This is a genomic window from Streptomyces sp. MAI_2237, assembly GCF_054189285.1.
This window is the reverse complement of the sequence record NZ_JAJPGQ010000003.1, coordinates 3342840-3364232: the sequence shown is the minus strand read 5'-3', so window position 1 is coordinate 3364232 and position 21393 is coordinate 3342840. Positions and strand designations below refer to the sequence as shown.

The 21393-nt window shown below is 70.8% G+C and carries 16 protein-coding genes and 1 pseudogene; 9 read left to right on the top strand and 8 right to left on the bottom strand.

Annotation, left to right across the window (positions count from 1 at the left end; all coding sequences use genetic code 11):
- Nucleotides 1–54: 54 nt before the first annotated feature.
- Complete coding sequence (locus tag LN251_RS25810) at nucleotides 55–825, top strand: phytanoyl-CoA dioxygenase family protein (RefSeq protein ID WP_458246480.1); 771 nt, start codon at nucleotides 55–57, stop codon at nucleotides 823–825.
- Between the two features lie 117 nt (nucleotides 826–942).
- On the opposite strand, the gene LN251_RS25805 is transcribed toward LN251_RS25810, so the two are convergent.
- Nucleotides 943–2709: a glycoside hydrolase family 6 protein gene (locus tag LN251_RS25805; protein WP_458246479.1), complete on the bottom strand. Its 1767-nt coding sequence runs from the start codon at nucleotides 2707–2709 to the stop codon at nucleotides 943–945.
- A 30-nt stretch (nucleotides 2710–2739) separates the two neighbouring features.
- Entirely contained in the window at nucleotides 2740–4227 is a 1488-nt protein-coding gene (locus LN251_RS25800; protein ID WP_458246478.1) for a cellulase family glycosylhydrolase, read from the bottom strand.
- A gap of 278 nt (nucleotides 4228–4505) precedes the next feature.
- Between LN251_RS25800 and LN251_RS25795 the strand changes: the two genes are divergently transcribed.
- Together LN251_RS25795 and LN251_RS25790 are read left to right on the top strand one after the other, a co-directional pair.
- Entirely contained in the window at nucleotides 4506–7424 is a 2919-nt protein-coding gene (locus LN251_RS25795; RefSeq protein ID WP_458246477.1) for a glycoside hydrolase family 48 protein, read from the top strand.
- A gap of 296 nt (nucleotides 7425–7720) precedes the next feature.
- On the top strand, nucleotides 7721–10384 hold the full coding sequence (locus LN251_RS25790; protein WP_458246476.1) for a cellulose binding domain-containing protein: 2664 nt from the start codon (nucleotides 7721–7723) through the stop codon (nucleotides 10382–10384).
- A 46-nt stretch (nucleotides 10385–10430) separates the two neighbouring features.
- Here the strand turns inward: LN251_RS25790 and LN251_RS25785 are convergent, their stop codons facing one another.
- On the bottom strand, nucleotides 10431–12308 hold the full coding sequence (locus LN251_RS25785; RefSeq protein ID WP_458246475.1) for a rhamnogalacturonan lyase: 1878 nt from the start codon (nucleotides 12306–12308) through the stop codon (nucleotides 10431–10433).
- 39 nt (nucleotides 12309–12347) lie between these two features.
- The gene (locus tag LN251_RS25780) at nucleotides 12348–13298 is read right to left on the bottom strand and encodes a helix-turn-helix transcriptional regulator (RefSeq protein ID WP_458246474.1); all 951 of its coding nucleotides are present in this window, start codon (nucleotides 13296–13298) and stop codon (nucleotides 12348–12350) included.
- Nucleotides 13299–13337: 39 nt separating this feature from the next.
- On the opposite strand from LN251_RS25780, the gene LN251_RS25775 reads away from it, so the two are divergent.
- Entirely contained in the window at nucleotides 13338–13817 is a 480-nt protein-coding gene (locus LN251_RS25775) for a hypothetical protein (protein WP_458246473.1), read from the top strand.
- Complete coding sequence (locus tag LN251_RS25770; protein ID WP_458246472.1) at nucleotides 13814–14275, top strand: hypothetical protein; 462 nt, start codon at nucleotides 13814–13816, stop codon at nucleotides 14273–14275. The genes LN251_RS25775 and LN251_RS25770 overlap by 4 nt, the downstream gene beginning before the upstream one ends.
- Here LN251_RS25770 and LN251_RS25765 read toward each other — a convergent pair.
- Both LN251_RS25765 and LN251_RS25760 read right to left on the bottom strand, forming a co-directional pair.
- Nucleotides 14259–15002 carry a class I SAM-dependent methyltransferase gene (locus LN251_RS25765; RefSeq protein WP_458246471.1) on the bottom strand — a complete coding sequence of 248 codons (744 nt, stop codon included), beginning with the start codon at nucleotides 15000–15002 and terminating at the stop codon, nucleotides 14259–14261. The genes LN251_RS25770 and LN251_RS25765 overlap by 17 nt on opposite strands.
- A gap of 5 nt (nucleotides 15003–15007) precedes the next feature.
- The gene (locus tag LN251_RS25760; protein WP_458246470.1) at nucleotides 15008–15313 is read right to left on the bottom strand and encodes a 4a-hydroxytetrahydrobiopterin dehydratase; all 306 of its coding nucleotides are present in this window, start codon (nucleotides 15311–15313) and stop codon (nucleotides 15008–15010) included.
- 134 nt (nucleotides 15314–15447) lie between these two features.
- Between LN251_RS25760 and LN251_RS25755 the strand changes: the two genes are divergently transcribed.
- From LN251_RS25755 to narJ, 4 genes and pseudogenes are all read left to right on the top strand, one after another.
- Entirely contained in the window at nucleotides 15448–16278 is an 831-nt protein-coding gene (locus LN251_RS25755) for a helix-turn-helix domain-containing protein (protein WP_458246469.1), read from the top strand.
- A 132-nt stretch (nucleotides 16279–16410) separates the two neighbouring features.
- Nucleotides 16411–17274 carry a helix-turn-helix domain-containing protein gene (locus tag LN251_RS25750; RefSeq protein WP_458246468.1) on the top strand — a complete coding sequence of 288 codons (864 nt, stop codon included), beginning with the start codon at nucleotides 16411–16413 and terminating at the stop codon, nucleotides 17272–17274.
- A 68-nt stretch (nucleotides 17275–17342) separates the two neighbouring features.
- On the top strand, nucleotides 17343–18155 hold the full coding sequence (locus LN251_RS25745) for an SAM-dependent methyltransferase (protein WP_458246467.1): 813 nt from the start codon (nucleotides 17343–17345) through the stop codon (nucleotides 18153–18155).
- A gap of 131 nt (nucleotides 18156–18286) precedes the next feature.
- Nucleotides 18287–18772 (top strand): annotated as a pseudogene (narJ, locus tag LN251_RS25740) (nitrate reductase molybdenum cofactor assembly chaperone); the annotation flags it as partial.
- 110 nt (nucleotides 18773–18882) lie between these two features.
- On the opposite strand, the gene dnaK reads toward narJ, so the two are convergent.
- The gene (gene dnaK / locus LN251_RS25735; RefSeq protein WP_458246466.1) at nucleotides 18883–20757 is read right to left on the bottom strand and encodes a molecular chaperone DnaK; all 1875 of its coding nucleotides are present in this window, start codon (nucleotides 20755–20757) and stop codon (nucleotides 18883–18885) included.
- A 169-nt stretch (nucleotides 20758–20926) separates the two neighbouring features.
- Nucleotides 20927–21355 (bottom strand): OsmC family protein, encoded by a 429-nt coding sequence (locus LN251_RS25730; protein WP_058922110.1) that lies wholly within the window; start codon nucleotides 21353–21355, stop codon nucleotides 20927–20929.
- Nucleotides 21356–21393 lie beyond the last annotated feature (38 nt).

The window sequence follows — 21393 nt, the reverse complement described above, 5'->3', positions numbered from 1 at the left end:
GGGGCGGCAAAAAACCGGGTGCGGTCGGGGCGCCCCGTCTCCCAGGATGGCCCGATGGACGACAGGCTGGTCGAGCGCTTCCTCGCGGACGGTTTCGTGAAAGTCGAGGGGGCGTTCCCGCCCAGGGTGGCCGAGGACTGCGCACGGCTGCTGTGGCGGGAGACGGGGTACGACCCCGAGGACCCGGCCACCTGGAAGGACCCGGTGGTGCGGGTGGGCGACATGGCCCAGGGGCCGTTCGCCGCGGCCGCCAACTCCCCCGAGCTGCATGAGGCGTTCGACCTGCTGGTGGGCGAGGGCCGGTGGCTGCCCCGCTACTCGCTGGGCACCTTCCCGCTGCGGTTCCCGCACGAGCGGGAGCCGGACGACGCGGGCTGGCACATCGAGGGCAGCTACCTCCCCGAGGGGGAGAGCTGGTATTTCACCAACCTCCGCTCCAGGGACCGCGCCCTGCTGATGCTGTTCCTGTTCAGCGAGGTCACGGAGGCGGACGCCCCCACCCGTATCCGTGTCGGCTCCCACCTCGACGTACCGCCGCTGCTGGAGCCGTACGGCGAGAAGGGCGTCTCGGGTCTCGAGATCGCGCCGAAGCTGGTCGAGGCCACCGCCGACCGCCCGCTCGCGTACGCCACCGGCAGCCCCGGCGACGTCTACCTGTGCCACCCCTTCCTGGTCCACGCCGCCCAGCCCCACCACGGCACCCGCCCCCGCTTCATGGCCCAGCCCCCGCTGATGCCGGCGGTGCCCTGCGAACTGGACCGCCCGGACGGCGACCACTCCGCGGTGGAGTACGCGATCCGCCGAGGCCTGGCCCAGAGAGCCTGACCCCGGCGGACCGGTCTTTGAGGGGCGCGGGGCTGTGTCTGATGTGCGGCTACCGCCGCGTGGGCGCGACCAGCCACAGGTGGCCCGCAGGTCCCCACGCAGCGCAGCCGTGCCGGTCTACAAAGGCGGGTACGCGTTCTGCATCAGCTGCTGGAACTGCGCCGAGAACCAGTGCCCCGACAGCGGAGCGTTCGGCAGGGCACCCGACAGGTTGTTGCCGTTGCGCGCGTTGCCCGTGTACGTCGGGTCGCACATCCGGTCGAAGCCCTTGCCCTCGTCGTTGGCGATGGCGGTGCTGGAGCCGTCCGACTCACCCGGAGGCTTCATCCACACGTAGGCGTCGATCCCGCTGGCCGGGCTGGCCTGCGGACGCTCGCCGAGACCGGCGCCGGACTGGTTGCACCAGTTGCCGACGTGGATGCGGCGGTCGTAGCGGCCGCCGTCGACGTAGGTGTCCACGCTGGTCTTCGCGCCGGGACCGGTGGGACGCGCGGAGCCGCCCCAGCCGTTCCTGGAGGTGTCGATCAGCATGCCGATGTTCGAGTTGAAGCCGACGGAGACCAGTTCGTTGCGGAACGCCTGGGCGAACGACAGCTCGTCGACGTACCGGTTCCAGTCCACCCACTTCGACTGGCGCACGGTGGTGCCGTTCACCGTGTCGTCGATGGTGAAGTTGTTCTCCTTCAGGGCGCTGTAGTTGGCCGTGTTGGTGATGAAGCCCTGGACGTCGTCGACGGTCGCGCCCTCGCTGGTCGCGGCCTGCTTCATGATGTTGGCGGACGGGGCGAAGTTGTCGTCCCAGCCGAGCCAGCCGTGGTGGCCGGCGTCGAGGTAGTTGTAGACGTTCGGGATCGCGCCGAGCTTGGCCAGCGCGTAGCCCACGCCCTTCACGTAGTTGCCGTTGGCGAGCATGGTGTCGCAGTTCGGGGTGGCGGTGGCGCGGCTGCCGGTGTTGGTGACCAGGTTGGGCAGCGAGTCGATCTCGATCGTGGTGACGATGCGCAGGGAGGCGTACTTGGCGTCCGACAGGATCGCCGCGATCGGGTCGATGAACTGCGTCTTGTACTTGTCGATCTCGGTCGGGCCGAGTTCGCCGTTGGAGGCGAGGGCCGAGCAGTCACGTCCGGGGAGGTCGTAGACGACCAGCTGGACGACTTCCTCGCCGCTGCCCTTCTGCTGGAGGGCCGCGTCGAGGTGGTCGCGCAGGCCCATGCCGCCGTTCACGCCGTTGATGGCGGCGATGCGGTCGAGCCAGACGCCGGTGGGCTGGTTGGAGACGCGGCTGCCGCCCGGTTCGGCGGCCGCCTTCGTGGACCACTCGGGGTTCACGTATACCTTGGCCCCGGCGTAGGGGTTGTCGACACGGCTGCCGGTGCCACCGCCGCCCGTTCCACCGCCGGTGCCGCCACCGGTCCCACCGCCCGTACCTCCGCCGGTCCCGCCGCCCGTGCCGCCGCCGCTTCCGTCGTCGACGTTGCAGGTCACACCGTCGAGGGTGAAGGTCGTCGGCAGCGCGTTGGTGCCGCTGTAGGAGCCGTTGAGCCCGAAGCTGACCGAACCGCCGGTGGCCAGCGTGCCGTTGTAGGTCTCGTTGGCGGCGGTGACGGCGGTACCGCTCTGGCTGACCTTGGCGTTCCAGTAGCTGGTGACCTTCTGGTTGCCGGCGTACGACCACTTCAGCGACCAACTGCTCTTGGCGGCGCTGTTGTTGGTGACGGTCACGGCGGCGGTGAAGCCGGTGTCCCACTGGTTCTGCACCTTGTAGTCGACGGTGCAGGGGACGGACTGGAGTCCGATGTCCCCGGGGACGACGGCCGTCGCGGTCCCGGCGGTCCCGGCGACCAGCGCCAGGGCGGCGAGTATCGCTGTTCTGGTACGACTCATGAGTGCGGGTTTCCCTCTCCGATACGGGGGTTACGGGTTGACCGCGCGCAGGTGGTCGCGCAGCCCGATGCCGTACGACGTGGGGGTTCCGTCGTATTGGGAGATGAGCGAGGGACCGGAGGAGCAGTCCCAGGTGTTCCAGGTCCAGCCCAGGTAGGACAGGCTGTGGTCGTCGAACCACTTCATGACCCGGTCGACGAACCCGTGCGAGCAGGTGTTCTCGCCGATCTCCCCTGCCACCAACGGCACTTGGGCCGCGACGGGGGCGAGGGTGGAGTTCCAGCAGCTCTCGCTCGCGCAGGAGTTGAAGTTGTACCCGTGGTAGGCGGCGACGAGGTTGCCCGCCGGGTCACTGGGCCGGTACGTCAGCCACTGGCTCAGGTCGTTCGAGTAGGCCAGGCCGCCCGCGAGGACGACGTTCCTGGCGCCGGTGGCGCGCACCGCGTCGATAAGGTCCTGCATGCCGGCGACCTGGTACCCGATGCCGGGGCAGGTGCCGCCGTCCCGCCAGCACTGCCACGCCTGGGTGGTCGTGGAGGTGGCGCGGTCCGGGTAGGGCTCGTTGAACAGGTCGAATGCGACGGCCCGGTCGCCCTTGAAGGTGTTGGCCACCGAGGTCCAGAAGGACGGCGTGTACTGCGCGTCCGGCATCGGCTTCTGGCAGGTGGCGTGGACGTCGGAGCAGCCGGCGGAGTTGCCGGTGTACTGGCCGTAGGTCCAGTGCAGTTCGACGATCGGGGTCATGCCGTGCGCCTCGACCCGGGCCACCAGGTCCTTGACGGCGTTGATGTATGCGGCGCCGCCGTACTCGGACTTGATGTCGGAAAGCCCCAGCCAGCACTCCTCGTTGAGCGGGATGCGGACCGCGTTCACCTTCCAGTCGGCGATCGCCTTGATCGCCGCGTCGTCGACCGGACCGTCCCAGATGCCACGGCCCTGGACGCACATGAACTCGCCGCCGGAGCGGTTCACGCCGAGCAGCCGGCGCGTGGCGCCCGAGGCGTCCACGAGCCTGTTGCCCGAGACCTGCAGCGCGGGTGCCGTGCCCTCCGCCGGGGGCTTTGTCGGGGGTTCCGTCGGGGTGGGTGACGGCTCCGGATCGACGTTGCACTGGGTGCCGTTCAGCTTGAACGACGTCGGTGCGGCGTTGCTCCCCGAGGCCGGCCGGGAGGCGAGGAACCCGACGCTGACGCTCGCGCCGGCGGCCGATGTGCCGTTCCAGCTCTCGTTGGCGGCGGTCACCGTCGTGCCGGACTGGGACCACTTGGCGTTCCAGCCCTGGGTGACCTCCTGGCCGTCGGCGAGATCGAAGCTCAGGCTCCAGCTGCTCAGAGCGGCCGTGTTGTTCGTGAACGTCACGGCACCCTGGAAGCCGGTGTCCCACTGGCCGGTGACCGAGTACTCCACCGAGCAGGCGGGCGTGGCTCCCTGCGCCGTCACCACCGGAATAGCCATGCTCCCGACAAGAGCGACCACGCCGGCAGCGGCTGAAAGCACTGAACGCGGGGGGTGTCGCATGAGCGACTCCTTGCAGCTCAGGCGCGTCGTGACGGACGCGTCGACTGATGGAACCGCTCCCACTGGTGCCAACGAAGCTAGCGCCAAGTGACAGCGATGGACAGGGGGGTCGCGAAGTTTCCTGACTTTCCCTCAGCTGAAAGGCGGTCGAATCATTTCGACTCTTCAAGCACCTTGACCGCCCCCACCCCCGTCCCCACTATGGGAGCGCTCCCACTGGTTCAAGGCTTGTTGCTCCTCCCCCACCTTCGCTCGAGCCGCAAGGAGGAACCAGCACCATGCATCCAAGACGCAGACGCCGCGGGACGCGGCGGCTGTGGACCGCTGCCATGGCGGCCCTCGCCCTTCCGCTCACCATGCTCGGCACCGGCACGACTCCCGCCCACGCGGCGGCACTTCAGTGCAGTGTCGACTACAAGACGAACGACTGGGGCTCCGGCTTCACCGCGGACCTGACGATCACCAACCGCGGCACGGACACCATCGACGGCTGGACGCTGACCTACAGCTACTCGGGCAACCAGAAGCTGAGCAACGGCTGGAACGGCACATGGTCGCAGTCCGGTTCCGCGATCACCGTGCGGGACGCGGGCTACAACGGGAAGATCGCCGCGAACGCGGCCGTCTCCACCGGCGCGCAGTTCACCTACAGCGGCACCAACACCGCTCCCACGAACTTCGCGATCAACGGCACCACCTGCGCCGGCGCGCACCAGCCGCCGGTCACCGTGCTGACCAGCCCCTCGGCCGGCGCGGTCTACACGCAGGGCACCGCCGTGCCGCTGGCGGCCACCGCGGCGGCCGCGGACAACGCGACGATCAGCAAGGTCGAGTTCTACGACGACACGACCCTGCTGGGCACGGACACCAGCGCGCCGTACACCCTGTCGGCCTCCGGGCTCGCGGTGGGCAGCCACTCCCTGGTGGCGAAGGCGTACGACAGCCTCGGCGCCTCCGCCGAGTCGACGCCGGTCGGCATCACCGTCGCCTCCGGCCCGGCCGTGGTCGCCTCTCCGACCCAACTGGGCGTCCAGCAGGGCAAGTCGGGAACGTACGCGGTGAAGCTGTCGTCGCAGCCCTCGTCGAACGTGACGGTGACGACGGCCCGCGCGAGCGGCAACTCCGGTCTGTCGGTGACGGGCGGGGCGAGCCTGACCTTCACCCCCTCCAACTGGAGCACCGCGCAGAACGTGACCGTCACCGCCGACTCGTCCGGCACCGGCGCCGCGTCCTTCGAGTCGACGGCCACCGGGTTCACCAAGGCGACGGTCACCGTGACCGAGCTGGCGGCCTCGAAGGCGTACGACGCCCGCTTCCTGGACCTCTACGGGAAGATCACCAACCCGGCGAACGGCTACTTCTCGCCCGACGGCATCCCCTATCACTCGGTGGAGACGCTGATCGTCGAGGCGCCGGACCAGGGGCACGAGACCACCTCGGAGGCCTACAGCTATCTGCTGTGGCTGCAGGCGATGTACGGCAAGGTCACCGGTGACTGGTCCAAGTTCAACGGCGCGTGGGGTCTGATGGAGAAGTACATGATCCCCACGCACGCCGACCAGCCCACCAACTCCTTCTACAACGCCTCGAAGCCGGCCACCTACGCTCCCGAGCTGGACACGCCCAACGAGTACCCGGCGAAGCTGGACACCTCCGTGTCCGTGGGTTCGGACCCGATCGCGGGCGAGCTGAAGAGCACGTACGGCACGTCCGACGTCTACGGCATGCACTGGCTCGAGGACGTCGACAACGTCTACGGCTACGGCGACACGCCCGGCGGCACCTGCGAGGGCGGTCCGACGGCGAAGGGACCGTCGTACATCAACACCTTCCAGCGCGGCGCGCAGGAGTCGGTGTGGGAGACGGTGCCGCAGCCGACCTGCGACGCCTTCAAGTACGGCGGCAGCAACGGCTACCTGGACCTGTTCACCGGCGACTCGTCCTACTCCAAGCAGTGGAAGTACACGGACGCCCCGGACGCCGACGCGCGTGCGGTGCAGGCCGCGTACTGGGCGGACGTGTGGGCCAAGCAGCAGGGCAAGGGCAGCGACGTCTCCGCGACCGTGGGCAAGGCCGCGAAGATGGGCGACTACCTGCGCTACGCCATGTACGACAAGTACTTCAAGAAGATCGGCAACTGCGTGGGCCCGTCGACCTGTGCGGCCGGCACCGGCAAGGACGCCTCGCACTACCTGCTGTCCTGGTACTACGCGTGGGGCGGCGCGACCGACACCAACGCCGGCTGGGCCTGGCGGATCGGGTCGAGCCATGTGCACGGCGGCTACCAGAACCCGCTGGCCGCCTACGCGCTGAGCTCCTACGCCGACCTGGAGCCCAAGTCGGCCACCGGCACCTCGGACTGGGCCAAGTCGCTGCAGCGGCAGCTGGAGTTCTACCAGTGGCTGCAGTCGTCCGAGGGCGCCATCGCGGGCGGCGCGACGAACAGCTGGGCCGGCCGGTACGCGACTCCGCCGTCCGGTACGTCGACCTTCTACGGCATGTACTACGACCAGCAGCCCGTGTACCACGACCCGCCGTCCAACCAGTGGTTCGGCTTCCAGGCGTGGTCCATGGAACGCGTCGCCGAGTACTACCAGCAGACGGGCAACGCGCAGGCCAAGGCGATCCTCGACAAGTGGGTCAAGTGGGCGCTGTCCAAGACCACGATCAACCCGGACGGCACCTACCAGATCCCGTCGACGCTGCAGTGGTCGGGCCAGCCCGACACCTGGAACGCCTCCAGCCCCGGCTCCAACAGCGGGCTGCACGTCACCGTCGCCGACTACACCAACGACGTCGGCGTGGCGGCCGCGTACGCCAAGACGCTGACGTACTACGGCGCCAAGTCCGGTGACGCGAACGCCAAGTCGACGGCGAAGGCGCTCCTCGACGGCATGTGGAGCAACTACCAGGACAGCCTGGGCGTCGCGGTCCCGGAGACCAGGGCCGACTACAACCGCTTCGACGACGGCGTGTACGTCCCGAGCGGCTACAGCGGCAAGATGCCGAACGGCGACGCGATCAACTCCTCGTCGACGTTCATCTCGCTCAGGTCCTTCTACAAGAACGACCCGGCCTGGTCGAAGATCGAGGCGTACCTCAAGGGCGGCGCCGCGCCCTCGTTCACGTACCACCGGTTCTGGGCCCAGGCGGACATCGCCCTGGCCATGGGTTCGTACGCGGAGCTTCTCGAATAGTCCCCGCCGGGCGCTGCCGCGGGGGGATGCGGTGTTCGGCTGCGGGTCCGTTGTGGCTGGTCGCGCCCACGCGGCGGCAGCCGCAGATGGATGCAGCCCCGCGCCCCTTCGGGGCGCACCACCCACCGCCCCTCTCGCGGTACCGCCTGAAGGCTTCGCGTGCGTGGCTCCGTCACCTGACGACGGAGCCGTCCCGCCGGGCAGCCCCCACCCGCACGGGGGCTGCCCGGCGACTCTCGTATGACCGAGAAAGCGCTTACCGCCCTTCCGCAACCCCCACCCGGAAAGGATCCCCCGTGCGAAGAACCCGCATCCTCACGGCCGTCCTCGCGCTGGCCGCCGGTCTGCTCGCCGGCACACCCCCCGCACTCGCCGCCGGCCACACCGCCGGGGCCGCCCTCGCCGCCGACACCTACACCTGGAAGAACGCCCGCATCGACGGCGGCGGCTTCGTTCCGGGGATCGTCTTCAACCGCACCGAGAAGAACCTCGCCTACGCGCGCACGGACATCGGCGGCGCCTACCGCTGGCAGCAGTCGACGAAGACCTGGACGCCGTTGCTGGACTCGGTCGGCTGGAACGAGTGGGGACACACCGGCGTGGTCAGCCTCGCCTCCGACTCCGTGAACCCGGACAAGGTGTTCGCGGCCGTAGGGACGTACACCAACAGCTGGGACCCGACGAACGGCGCCGTGCTCAGGTCCGCCGACCGGGGCGCGAGCTGGCAGAAGACCGACCTGCCCTTCAAGCTGGGCGGCAACATGCCCGGCCGCGGCATGGGCGAGCGGCTCGCGATCGACCCCAACAAGGACAGCGTGCTGTACCTGGGCGCGCCCAGCGGCAAGGGCCTGTGGCGGTCGACGGACTCCGGGGTGACCTGGTCGCAGGTGACGAACTTCCCGAACGCCGGGAACTACCAGCAGGACCCGAGCGACACGACCGGGTACGCGAGCGACAACCAGGGCATCGTCTGGGTCACCTTCGACGAGTCCACCGGCAGCTCCGGCAGCGCCACGAAGACGATCTACGTCGGGGTCGCCGACAAGGACAACGCGGTGTACCGCTCGACGGACGCGGGCGCGACCTGGACCCGGCTGGCGGGCCAGCCGACGGGCTATCTGGCCCACAAGGGGGTCCTCGACGCCAAGAACGGCTACCTGTACCTCGCCTACAGCGACAAGGGCGGCCCGTACGACGGCGGCAAGGGGCAGGTGTGGCGCTATGCCACGGCGAGCGGCACCTGGACGAACATCAGCCCGGTCGCCGAGGCCGACACCTACTACGGCTTCAGCGGGCTGACCGTCGACCGCCAACACCCCGGCACGGTGATGACGACGGCGTACAGCTCCTGGTGGCCGGACACGCAGATCTTCCGCTCGACGGACAGCGGGGCCACCTGGACGAAGGCGTGGGACTACACGTCGTATCCCGACCGCGCCGACCGCTACACGATCGACGTCTCGTCCTCGCCGTGGCTGACCTTCGGCGCCAACCCGTCTCCGCCCGAACAGACCCCGAAACTCGGCTGGATGACGGAGTCGCTGGAGATCGACCCGTTCGACTCGAACCGGATGATGTACGGCACGGGCGCGACGCTGTACGGCACCGAGAACCTCACCCAGTGGGACAGCGGCGGCAAGTTCACCGTGAAGCCCATGGTGCAGGGCCTGGAGGAGACCGCCGTGAACGACCTGGCGTCGCCGCCCAGCGGTGCGCCGCTGCTCAGCGCCCTGGGCGACATCGGCGGCTTCCGGCACACGGACCTGACCAAGGTCCCGTCGATGATGTTCACCTCGCCGACCTTCACGACGACCACCAGCCTCGACTTCGCCGAGACGAACCCGAACACCGTGGTGCGGGTGGGCGATCTGGACTCCGGCCCGCACATAGCCTTCTCGACGGACAACGGCGCCAACTGGTTCGCCGGGACCGACCCTTCGGGCGTCAGCGGCGGCGGGACGGTGGCCGCGGCCCCCGACGGCAGCCGGTTCGTGTGGAGTCCGGCGGGCACCGGCGTGCAGTACACGACCGGTTTCGGCTCCTCGTGGCAGGCGTCGAGCGGAATCCCGACGGGGGCGGTCGTCGAGTCCGACCGCGTGGACCCCAAGACCTTCTACGGCTTCAAGTCCGGCAAGTTCTACGTCAGTTCGGACGGCGGCGCGACCTTCACCGCCTCCTCCGCGAGCGGCCTGCCCAGCGGTGACAGCGTGCGCTTCAAGGCATTGCCCGGCACCAGGGGCGACGTCTGGCTCGCGGGCGGCGCCTCCGACGGCGCGTACGGCCTGTGGCACTCCACCGACGGCGGGGCGAGCTTCACCAAGCTGTCGAACGTCGAGCAGGCCGACACGATCGGCTTCGGCAAGGCGGCGACGGGAGCCGCGTACCAGACCCTCTACACCAGCGCGAAGATCGGCGGCGTGCGCGGCATCTTCCGCTCCACCGACAAGGGCGCGACCTGGACCCGCATCAACGACGACGCCCACCAGTGGGGTTGGACGGGCGGGGCCATCACCGGTGATCCGCGGGTCTACGGCCGGGTGTACGTCTCGACCAACGGCCGGGGTGTCGTCTACGGCGACACCTCCGACACCGGCGGAGGGGACGGCGGGGGTGGCACGGACCCGTCACCGACGCCGACCGGCGCCTGCACCGTCACGTACCGGATCACCAACCAGTGGGCGGACGGCTTCCAGGCGGACGTGCGGCTCGACAACACCGGGTCGACCGCCTGGACGGGCTGGTCGCTGGGCTGGTCCTTCGCGAACGGCCAGAAGATCGGCCAGTTGTGGAACGCCGACTTCACCCAGTCCGGCGCGACGGTGACCGCGAAGAACGTCGGCTGGAACGGGAACGTGGCGGCGGGCTCGTCCGTGAGCTTCGGCTTCACGGGAACCTGGTCGGGCTCGAATGCGAAACCGACGTCGTTCGAGCTGGGCGACCAGACCTGCACGGTCGCCTGACGTCCGAGGGCGCGTGCCCGGCAGGGGCACGCGCCCTCGTCGTGCCCTACGGGGTGTACACCGTCGGGCGCGGCGGTGCCGCCATGCCGTCGCCGATGAAGAAGCTCGGGTGCGGGGGCTGGTTGTAGGCGGTGTTCTGCCAGGCCAGGGCGGTGCGGTACTGGGTGTCGTGGAGGAGGGTGGTGATCCTCGTCGTCGTCTCGTACGGCGTCGAGTAGATGCGCAGTGCCGTGTTGTCGGTCGTCGGCCAGACGACCTCCTCGCGCCAGTCGCCCAGGATGTCGCCGGACAGGGACGGCGTGGCCTTGGTGCCGTTGTTCGAGTGGACCGAGGCGCCGGTCAGCAGGCGGGTGTCGGACGAGGTTCCGTACTTGTCGATATGGGTGCCGTCGAGGAGTTCACGGACCGGGTCGCCGTCCCACCAGGACAGGAAGTTGGTGCTGGAGGGCTTGCGGCCGGACACCACTGCGCCCTTGGGGTTGCGGATGCCGCTCTCCGCCGACGACCAGGACTCGGCGCCCGCGCTGCCCGCCCAGATGTCGCCGGAGACGCCCCGGCCGTTGTCGCCGTTGGCGGGGGTGGACCAGATGACCTGGCCGGTCCTCGCGTCCGCCATCCATGAGGACGGCTTGGTGCCGTCCTCGTCGACCTTGAACTCCTCCAGGCCCGGCCGGGACGGGTCGAGGTCGCCCACGTGCAGGGCGTCGCCGTGGCCGTTCCTCGTGGTCCACAGGCCGCTGCCGTTGTCGTCCACGGCCATCGAGCCGTACACGATCTCGTCCTTGCCGTCCCCGTCGACGTCGGCGACCGAGAGCTGGTGGTTGCCCTGGGCGTCGTACCCCTTGCCGGAGTTGGTCGAGGAGGTGGTGTCGAAGGTCCAGCGGCGGGTGAAGGAGCCGTTCCGCCAGTCCCAGGCGGCGATCACCGTGCGGGTGTAGTAGCCGCGGGCCATGATCAGGGAGGGGCGGGAGCCGTCGAGGTAGGCCGTGCCGGCGAGGAAGCGGTCGACGCGGTTGCCGTAGGAGTCGCCCCACGAGGACACCGTGCCGCGCGCGGGGACGTAGTCGACGCTCTGCATCGCCTTGCCGGTCCGCCCGTCGAACATGGTCAGGTACTCGGGGCCGGAGAGCACGTACCCGCCGGTGTTGCGGTGGTCGGCCGAGGGGCTGCCGATCACCGCGCCGGTGCCGTCGACCGTGCCGTCGGCGGTCTTGGCCGCGATCTCGGCCCTGCCGTCGCCGTCGTAGTCGTACACCTGGAACTGCGTGTAGTGCGCGCCGGAGCGGATGTTGCGGCCCAGGTCGACGCGCCACAGCCGGGTGCCGTCGAGCTTGACGCCGTCCAGGTAGGTGTCGCCGGTGTAGCCGGACTGGGAGTTGTCCTTGGCGTTCGTCGGCTGCCATTTGAGGACGAAGTCCAGCTGGCCGTCGCCGTCGAGGTCGCCGACGGAGGCGTCGTTCGCCTCGTAGGTGTACGCGACGCCGTCGGGGGTGGTGCCGCCGGCCGGCGGGCTGATGGGCACGTCCTTGTAACCCGTGCGGAGTTGTACCGCGTGCTCGGAGTCGGCCTGCTCGACGCCGCCCACGATCGCGCGGACGGTGTAGTCGGCCTGGGCGGGGGCGCCGGAGTGGAAGAAGTTCGTGGAGCCGGTGATCGGCGCGGAGTTGACCTTCGTGCCGGCCCGGTAGACGTTGAAGGAGACGTCGCCGGGGTCGGTGCCGAGCCAGCGCCAGCTGACCAGGTTGCCGCTGTCGGTGTGGACGCTGACCAGGCCGCGGTCGAGCTTCTCGACCTGCCGTGCGGTGGCGGCCTCGGCGGGGGTCGGGGACAGGGCGGTGAGACCGGCGGCGGCCAGGGCGGCGGTCGCCGTCACCGCCGGGAGGAGGGCGCGGCGTCGTCTGCGGTGCGGGTGGGGGTGCTGCACGGGACGGACCTCCAGAGAGGACGGACGGGTTCCGCCCCCTCAGTCGCCGCCGTGCGGGGCCGGGTTGCCGTACATTCCGGCCAGTTCGGCGACCGTGCGGGCGATGCTCAGCCGCAGGTCGGAGGGTTCCAGGACCTCGATCCCCGACCCCAGGCGCAGGAACTCGCCGTGCGCGTGCGCCACGGACTCGATGGGCACCCGGGCGACCGTCCAGCCGTCGGCGTCGGTGCCGAGGCCGACCGCCCTGGGCAGGCGCACGTCCGGGGCCAGCCGTACGACGGCCTCGCCGCGGTACAGCCGGTCGTGGAAGTCGCGCTGGTAGGCCGCCCAGTACGCGGCCAGGTCGAAGTCGGGGGGCCGGGTGAACTCCTCGCCCGGGTCGGCGAGCCGCAGGATCTGGTCGACGCGGAAGGTGCGCGGACCGGGGCCCGCGACGACGTACCAGCGCCCCGCCTTGAGGACCAGCCCGTACGGCTCCAACCGCCGCTCCACGTCGGTGGGTTCGGCCCAGCGGCGGTACAGCACGTGCAGCACGCGGCCGTGCCACACCGCGTCGGCGACCGCCGTGAGGTACGGCGTCTCCGCCGCGTCCGCGTACCAGCCGGGGGCGTCGAGGTGGAAGCGCCCGCTGATCCGGTCGGCGTGGGCGCGCAGCTCGGCGGGCAGGGCGGCGCGCACCTTGAGCTGGGCGGCGGCCAGGACGGTCCCGAGCCCGAGCTCGGCCGCCGGGCCGGGGGCGCCGGCGAGGAACAGGGCCTCGGCCTCGTCGGCGGTGAGGCCGGTCAGGCGGGTGCGGTAGCCGTCCAGCAGGCGGTAGCCGCCGGCGTGGCCCGCGTCGCCGTAGAGCGGGACGCCCGCCGCGCCCAGTGCCTCCACGTCCCGGTAGACCGTGCGGACGGAGACCTCCAGCTCCTCGGCGAGCTGGGCGGCGGTCATCCGGCCCCGGGTCTGCAGCAGCAGGAGGATCGAGACGAGACGGCTGGACTTCACTGACACATGGTGTCAGTGAAGCGGCCCTAGCGTCACCTCATGCCGTTCACGGAGAAACCGCTGACCGTGCCGCCGCCGATCGAGGTGGCCGGCCGGCACGTCAAGCGCTACCACGTCACCGCCGACCCCGCGGGCATCGCGCCCGACGTGGAGAAGGCGGCGTACGCGATCCTGCCCGAGCTGCTGCCGGAGCCGGACGGGACGCCGCCGGTGTCGTTCGTCGTCGTTCACCGGGGAAACGACGACGGCGCCTACGTCAACGTCTACAGCTGGGTGTGGGACAACGTCCTGCACTACGCGAACGCGGCCGCCGGCCAGCCGGTCCTCGGCTGCCCCGACCGGGACCCCACCCACTTCGTCCGGCCCCGACTCCCCTGGATCGGCTGCGTCTTCGAGCTGCCGCCGATCCAGCACGAGCGGGACGCCTGGGTGCGGCACATGCTCGTGCCCGAAGTCCCGGATCTGGCCGCCTACTTGTCCGACACCCTGCCCGAAGGAACCACGGGAGACCGCACATGAGCAGTCCGCACGACTTCGACTTCCTGCACGGAGCGTGGGAGGTGGCCCACCGCCGCCGCACCGACTTCCTCGACCCGGACAGCGGCTGGGTGGAGTTCGCGTCCACCAGCCGGTGCTTTCCGCTGTTCGACGGCGCCGCGAACCTCGACGAGATCGACCTGCCGCACCTGGGAGCGAAGGGGCTGACCCTGCGGCTGTTCGATCCGGAGCGCGCGGAGTGGTCGCTGAACTGGTCCTCCAGCCGCACCGGCACGCTGTTCCCGCCGGTCTTCGGCCGCTTCGAGGGTGATCGCGGCGAGTTCTACGGCGACGACACGCACGACGGCAAGGACGTGCGCGTGCGGTTCGTCTGGTCGGGCGTCTCCCCCGCCGCGGCCCGCTGGGAGCAGGCGTTCTCCGTCGACGGCGGGGAGAGCTGGCTGGCCAACTGGACGATGGACTTCAGCCGGCCTTCCTGAAGCTCCGCAGGTGGAAGACCGGGTCGGGGCGGGGCCGGTCCTGGTCGGGGAGCCCCGCGAGACGGTCGGCGAACTGCTCGGCGAGCGGTTCGCCCGGCGGCAGGGTGACGAACCAGCCACGCCGCAGGTCGGCGACGGTGCGGCGAGGGCTGCGTCCCTGCCCGTGCCCCTGGAAGCGGGCCTGCCCGGCCGGGAGCAGGCCCTGGTCCGCGGCGTACCGGATGACGACGTCGGCGGGGTCGCTGGGCACGCTGCGCGGCCGCTCGGCGAGCACGGCGTCGATGTCGCTGCCGACGTTGTGGGAGGCGGCCTTGTCGACGGTGGTGACGTACACCCCGCCGGGTCTGAGGACCCGGGCGCACTCGGCGACGACGGCGCGGACGTCCCGCGGCCCGTCCAGCAGGTGCAGCAGCCACACGCTGCTCACGGCGTCGAACGTGGCGTCCGGGAACGGCAGCGCACGGCTGTCGGCCAGGGCGATCGCGCCGGGCAGCCGGGCGGCGGCCATACGGGCCATGCCGGGCGTCAGGTCGACGCCGGTCACCCGGGCCGCGGGCCGCGCGGCCGCGAGCCGGCGGGTGACGATGCCGGTGCCGCAGCCGACGTCGAGGAGGTGTCCCACGGTGGCCGGGAGCAGGCCCAGCACGGCGGCCGCCGCGGCCGCGGCCCTCGCCTCGCCGCCGCGTGTCCGGTCGTAGGCGCCGGCTTCCTTGTCGTAGTCGAGCACGTGCGTCAGCGTGCCCCGTGGCCGGCCGCGAGCTCCTCGACCCTGCTCGCGAGGCCGAAGTCAAGCTCGGTGATCCGGCCGCCGGCGCTGTGGGTGTTCACCGACAGGGAGACGGTGTTGTAGCCGAGGGTGAGGTCGGAGTGGTGGTCGAGCTCCTCCTGGACCCGGGCGATGTGCACGACCATCGCCGTGGCCGCGAAGTGCGAGGTGAGCCGGTAGGAGCGGGTGAGCCGGTCGTCCTCGGCCGACCAGCCCGGCAGCTCGTCCAGCCGGGCCTCGATCTCTTTCTGGGACAGCGGTTCCACGGGCATGGCCGCGCTCCTTCCTCGGCTGCGAATGCCTCTCCAGCCTCCCACAGCCCGGTGACTGCGGTCCTGGTCAGAGCGTTCCCGGGGGTGGGGCGAGGACACCTCGCGGGCGGCGTTCCTCGACTACGGTCGTACACATGACCACTGCCGTGACCGGAACCATCGCCTCCGCGACCGCTCCCGCCGAGAAGGGCGTCGGCCCGCTGCTGCGTGCCTGGCGGGAGCGGCGCCGGGTGAGCCAGCTGGAGCTGGCCCTGCGCGCCGACTCCTCGGCCCGGCACATCAGCTTCGTCGAGACGGGCCGTTCCCGGCCGAGCGAGGAGATGGTGCTGAAGCTGGCCGAACACCTGGACGTGCCCGTCCGGGAGCGCAACGCGCTGCTGCTCGCGGCGGGTTACGCCCCGCGCTACCCGGAGACCCCGCTGGACGACCCGGCGCTGGGCGCCCTGCGCGAGGGCATCGAGCGGCTCATCCAGGGCTACGACCCCTATCCGGCGTTCGTGGTCGACGCGACGTACGACGTGGTCGCGGCCAACCGCGGCATCATGACGCTGCTGGACGGGCTCCCGGAGTCCCTGCTGAAGCCGCCGCTGAACGCCATGCGGCTGACCCTGCACCCGCAGGGCCTGGCGCCCCGCATCCTCAACCTGCCCGAGTGGCGCGGCCACCTGCTGGCCCAGATGGAGCGGCAGATCGCCCTGCACCGGTCGGCACCGCTGCGGCGGCTGTACGAGGAGGTCGCGGCCTACCCGGTCCCGGAGAGCGATCCCGGCGGCGAACCGGCCGAGCCCGTGCCGTACTTCGCGCTGCCGATGCGGATCGAGCACGAGGGCCGGACGCTGTCGTTCATCTCCTCCATCTCGACCTTCAACACGCCCATGGACGTCACCGTGGCCGAACTGGCCATCGAGACGCTGCTCCCGGCCGACCCGGCGACGGCGAAGTACCTGCGGTCGCTGATCTCCTGACACCCGCCCGAGGCGGCCGGCCGGCGCCCGTTCGGCACACGTGGCAAGCGCCTCACCGCCGACCCCGTGAGACTGACACCGGAACATGACACACTGCTTCGCGCGGACTTCGGCGCGTAGGGGAGGCGTGGCGTGAGTGAGCGGCGGCCCGCGCCCACTGTGGGCCAGGTGGTGCTGGGCAAGCGGTTGCAGGAGCTGCGGGAGGCTGCGGGCTTCAAGCGCGAGGAGGCCGCGCGCGTGCTGCGCGTGGCGCCGGCGACCGTACGGCGGATAGAGATGGCCGAGGTCGCGCTGAAGATCCCGTACGTCCAGGTGCTGCTGACCACGTACGGCGTGCCGGACGAGGAGGCCGCCGCGTTCGTCGCGCTGGCCGAGGAGGCGAACCAGCCGGGCTGGTGGCAGCGCTTCCACGACGTCCTGCCGGACTGGTTCAGCCTGTACGTCAGCCTGGAGGGCGCCGCCCGCATCATCCGCTCCTACGAGCCGCACTTCGTGCCCGGCCTGCTGCAGACCGAGGAGTACGCGCGCGCCGTCATGGAGGCGGGGACGATCGGCCAGACCGGCCCGGAGACCATCGACCGGCACGTGTCGCTGCGCATGGCCCGGCAGAAGCTCCTGGACCGCCCGGACCCGCCCCACCTGTGGGTGGTCATGGACGAGACGGTGCTCAAGCGCCCGGTCAGCATCCGCGGCGAGGTCATGCGGGAGCAGCTGGACAAGCTCCTGGAGTTCGCCGAGCGCGACCGGATCACGCTGCAGGTCGCCGAGTTCGAGGACGGCCCGCACCCGGGGACGTACGCGCCCTTCACGCTGTTCCGGTTCGCCGAGCCCGAACTGCCCGACATGGTCTTCACCGAGTACCTGACGGGCGCCCTCTACCTCGACTCGCGGGGCGAGGTCTCCGCGCACCTCGAGGTCCTGGACCACATGACGGCACGCGCCGCCTCGGCCCAGCGCACGAAGAAGCTGCTGCGGGAGTACCGCGAGACCTTCTGAGCCCGCCGCCGGACTCGCTCCCGCGCGGCACGCACGGCACCCTTCCCACCCCGAGGAGACGACACCGCATGACCGGATCCGACGCCTTACCGCAGATCGACACCAGCCGCCCGCACCCCGCCCGCGTGTACGACTGGTGGCTGGGCGGCAAGGACAACTATCCGGTGGACGAGGAGCTGGCCCGCAACATCCTGGCCGCCGACGGCACCGCGGTGCGCGGGGCGCGCGCCAACCGCCGTTTCATGCACCGGGCCGTGCGCGCCGCCGCGGGGGCCGGGGTGCGCCAGTTCCTCGACATCGGCACCGGCATCCCCACCGAGCCCAACCTGCACCAGGTGGCGCAGGAGGCGGCGCCGGACGCGAAGGTGGTGTACGCGGACAACGATCCGATCGTGCTCCGGCACGCGGAGGCCCTGCTCAGCGGCTCCGCGGAGGGCAGCACCCAGTACGTGCACGCCGACGTCCGCGACCCGGACACCATCCTGCGGCTGGCCGCCGAGTCCCTGGACCTGTCGCAACCGGTCTCGCTGTCCCTGATCGCGCTCACCCACTACCTGGGCGACGAGGAGGACGACGTCCACGGCCTCGTCAGGCGGTACGTCGAGGCGCTCGCCCCCGGCAGCTTCCTGATCCTCTCCCAGGTCACCCAGGACCTCAGCCCCGAGGGGGTGGCCAAGGCCGCGGGGCTGTTCCGCAGGAGCGGCACGCCGTTCCACCCCCGCACGCTGCCCGAGTTCTACCGCTTCTTCGAGGGCCTGGAGCTGCTCGGCCCCGGCGTGATCCCCGTGCACGGCTGGCGGCCGGAGCCGGTGGACGTGGAGGCGCAGGAAGAGGGCGTCGTCCCGGTGTACGCGGGGGTGGCCCGCAAGCCGGGCGCCTGACGCCCGCGACCCGTACACCCGTACGGATGCCTGGACAGGTGCGTTCCCTCGCCCGCCCCTAGCGTCGAAGCACGGGGCGAGCGAGGGAGCGAGGGACGTGGCCGACACGCGGATACCGGCAAGGAGGTCCGATGCCCTCTGACGCGGTCCTCCATCAGGCGGCAGCGCTCTGCCTGACCTACCCGGACGACGACTTCCGCGCCCGGCTGCCGCTGCTGCGCGAAGCCGCCCCGCAGCTGCGGGAGTTCACCGACCACGCGGCGGTCACGCCGGCCCGGGAGCTGGCCGCGCACTACGTCCGGGTCTTCGACTCCGGCGACCGGTGCGACCTGCGGCTGAGCCGGTGGCAGGACGCGGACACCCGGCGGCGCGGAATGACGCCCGCCCGCTTCGGGGACGTCTACCGCGCCGCCGGACTGGAGATGACCGACGGGGAGCCGCCCGACTTCCTGCCCGCCGTCCTGGAGTTCACGGCCCGTACCGGCGACACGGGCCTGCTCGCCGGGCACCGCTCCGGCCTGGAACGGCTGCGCACCGCGCTGACCGACCTCGGCACGCCGTACGCGACCGTCCTGACGGCCGTGTGCGCGACCCTGCCGGCCCCGGGCGCCGCAACGACCGGGGCGACGGCCGGTACGACGCCGGTTGCATGGGCGCGGGGAACGGCGCGGCCGGCCACATCGAACCCGCGGCCGCCCGACGACGTGCCCCGGCACCCCTCTGGGCGCTAAGCCGCGCCTCCCTTCGTGTCCTTCTCGTCGTCGACGATCTCCGCGTCCACCACGCCCTCTTCCTCGGGGCCCGCCTGTTCGTGGGCCGTGCTCTGCTCTCCGCCCGAGCCGCCGGCGCCGGCGGCGTTCGCGTACATCGCCTGGCCCATCTTCTGGCTGACGGTGGCGAGCTTCTCGACGCCCGTGCGCAGTTCGCCGGTCTCGGCGTTCCGCTCCAGGAGCCCCTTCAGCTCCGTGGTGGCCTCCTGCACCTCGGACTTGGTGTCTGCGGGGATGCGGTCCTCGTTGTCCCGGATGAACTTCTCGGTCTGGTAGACGAGTTGCTCGGCCTGGTTGCGGGTCTCGGCTGCCTCCCGGCGCTTGCGGTCCTCCTCGGCGTACTGCTCGGCCTCCCGCATCATGCGGTCGATGTCGTCCTTGGGCAGCGCGCTGCCGCCGGTCACGGTCATCTTCTGCTCGCGGCCGGTGGCCAGGTCCTTCGCCGAGACGTGCATGATGCCGTTGGCGTCGATGTCGAAGGCCACCTCGATCTGCGGCACGCCCCGTGGGGCCGGCGGCAGCCCGGTGAGGTCGAAGACGCCCAGCTTCTTGTTGTACGCGGCGATCTCCCGCTCGCCCTGGTACACCTGGATGCCCACCGAGGGCTGGTTGTCGGTGGCCGTCGTGAAGATCTCCGAACGCCGGGTCGGGATCGTCGTGTTGCGCTCGATGAGCTTGGTCATGATGCCGCCCTTGGTCTCGATGCCGAGGGACAGCGGGGTGACGTCGAGCAGCAGGACGTCCTTGACGTCGCCGCGGATGACACCGGCCTGCAGGGCGGCGCCGACGGCCACGACCTCGTCGGGGTTGACGCCCTTGTGCGGGTCCTTGCCGGTGAGTTCCTTGACGAGGTCGGTGACGGCCGGCATGCGCGTGGAGCCACCGACGAGGATGACGTGGTCGACCGCGGACAGCTTGATGCCCGCGTCCTTGACCGCCTGGTGGAAGGGGGTCTTGCAGCGGTCGAGGAGGTCGGCGGTGAGCTCCTGGAACTGCGCGCGGGTCATCTTCTCGTCGAGGTGCAGCGGCCCCTCGGCGGAGGCGGTGATGTAGGGCAGGTTGATCGTCGTCTCCGAGGAGCTGGACAGTTCGATCTTGGCCTTCTCGGCGCCCTCCCGCAGCCGCTGCAGGGCCATCTTGTCCTTGCCGAGGTCGACGCCGTACTGCCCCTGGAACCGCTTGACCAGGTGCTCGACGATCCGCTGGTCCCAGTCGTCGCCACCGAGGTGGGTGTCGCCGTTGGTGGCCTTGACCTCGATGACCCCGTCGCCGATCTCCAGCAGCGACACGTCGAAGGTGCCGCCGCCGAGGTCGAAGACCAGCACGGTCTGCTCCTCGCCCCGGTCGAGGCCGTAGGCGAGGGCGGCGGCCGTCGGCTCGTTGATGATCCGCAGGACCTTCAGGCCCGCGATCTCCCCGGCCTCCTTGGTGGCCTGCCGCTGCGAGTCGTCGAAGTACGCGGGGACGGTGATCACCGCGTCCGTGACGTCCTCGCCGAGATAGGACTCGGCGTCCCGCTTGAGCTTCTGCAGGACCCGCGCCGACAGCTCCTGCGCCCGGTAGCGCGTGCCGTCGATGGAGCCCTGGTCGGGGAAGCGCCAGTGCGCGTCGCCCATGTGCCGTTTCACCGAGCGCGCGGTGCGCTCCACGTTGGTCACCGCCTGCCGCTTGGCGACCTCACCGACCAGCACCTCCCCGTTCTTGGCGAAGGCCACGACCGACGGTGTGGTCCTGGCCCCCTCCGCGTTGGCGACGACCGTGGGTTCGCCGCCCTCCAGGACGGCCACCACCGAGTTCGTGGTCCCGAGATCGATCCCGACCGCACGTGCCATCTCCGTCCCCTTCCGCCAGGCACTTCCCAGACTCCAGCACAAAACTTGAGTGCGCTGTTGTCAATGCCGCGTAGGTCCCGGGTACCCCCGGCGAACGGCTCCCGGGTACCCCGGAAAACACCGGTGCCGCGCTCCCGGGCACGGGGCGCGGCACCAGGGGGGCGCGGTTTCAGGCCAGCTTGGCGGACAGGGTGATCGTCGTGCCGGCCAGGGCCTGGCTGACCGGGCAGTTCTTCTTGGCGTCCTCGGCCGCGGCGACGAAGGCGTCGTCGTCGATGCCGGGGACCGTGCCCTCGACGGTGAGGTGGATGCCGGTGATGCCCTCACCCGGCTGGAAATTGACGTCCGCCGAGGTGACGAGCTTGGTGGGCGGGGTGCCGGCGCCGTTCAGGGCGTGCGAGAGCGCCATGGAGAAGCAGCTGGAGTGCGCGGCGGCGATCAGCTCCTCGGGGCTGGTCTTGCCGTTCGCGTCCTGGGAGCGCGAGGCCCACGTCACCGGCTGCGCCTCGATGGCCCCGGAGGAGTCGAAGTTCACGACACCGCTGCCCTCGAGCAGGTTGCCTTCCCATACGGTGTGTGCGGAGCGCGTGGTTGCCACGGTGAATCCTTCCGAATTCCTGCTGTTGCTTGCGTCCC

Coding starts and splice junctions, on each gene's coding strand:
- LN251_RS25810 (WP_458246480.1), top strand. CDS start 55: ATGGACGACAGGCTGGTCGAGCGCTTCCTCGCGGACGGTTTCGTGAAA.
- LN251_RS25805 (WP_458246479.1), bottom strand. CDS start 2,709: ATGAGTCGTACCAGAACAGCGATACTCGCCGCCCTGGCGCTGGTCGCC.
- LN251_RS25800 (WP_458246478.1), bottom strand. CDS start 4,227: ATGCGACACCCCCCGCGTTCAGTGCTTTCAGCCGCTGCCGGCGTGGTC.
- LN251_RS25795 (WP_458246477.1), top strand. CDS start 4,506: ATGCATCCAAGACGCAGACGCCGCGGGACGCGGCGGCTGTGGACCGCT.
- LN251_RS25775 (WP_458246473.1), top strand. CDS start 13,338: ATGCCGTTCACGGAGAAACCGCTGACCGTGCCGCCGCCGATCGAGGTG.
- LN251_RS25770 (WP_458246472.1), top strand. CDS start 13,814: ATGAGCAGTCCGCACGACTTCGACTTCCTGCACGGAGCGTGGGAGGTG.
- LN251_RS25760 (WP_458246470.1), bottom strand. CDS start 15,313: ATGCCCGTGGAACCGCTGTCCCAGAAAGAGATCGAGGCCCGGCTGGAC.
- LN251_RS25755 (WP_458246469.1), top strand. CDS start 15,448: ATGACCACTGCCGTGACCGGAACCATCGCCTCCGCGACCGCTCCCGCC.
- LN251_RS25745 (WP_458246467.1), top strand. CDS start 17,343: ATGACCGGATCCGACGCCTTACCGCAGATCGACACCAGCCGCCCGCAC.
- dnaK (WP_458246466.1), bottom strand. CDS start 20,757: ATGGCACGTGCGGTCGGGATCGATCTCGGGACCACGAACTCGGTGGTG.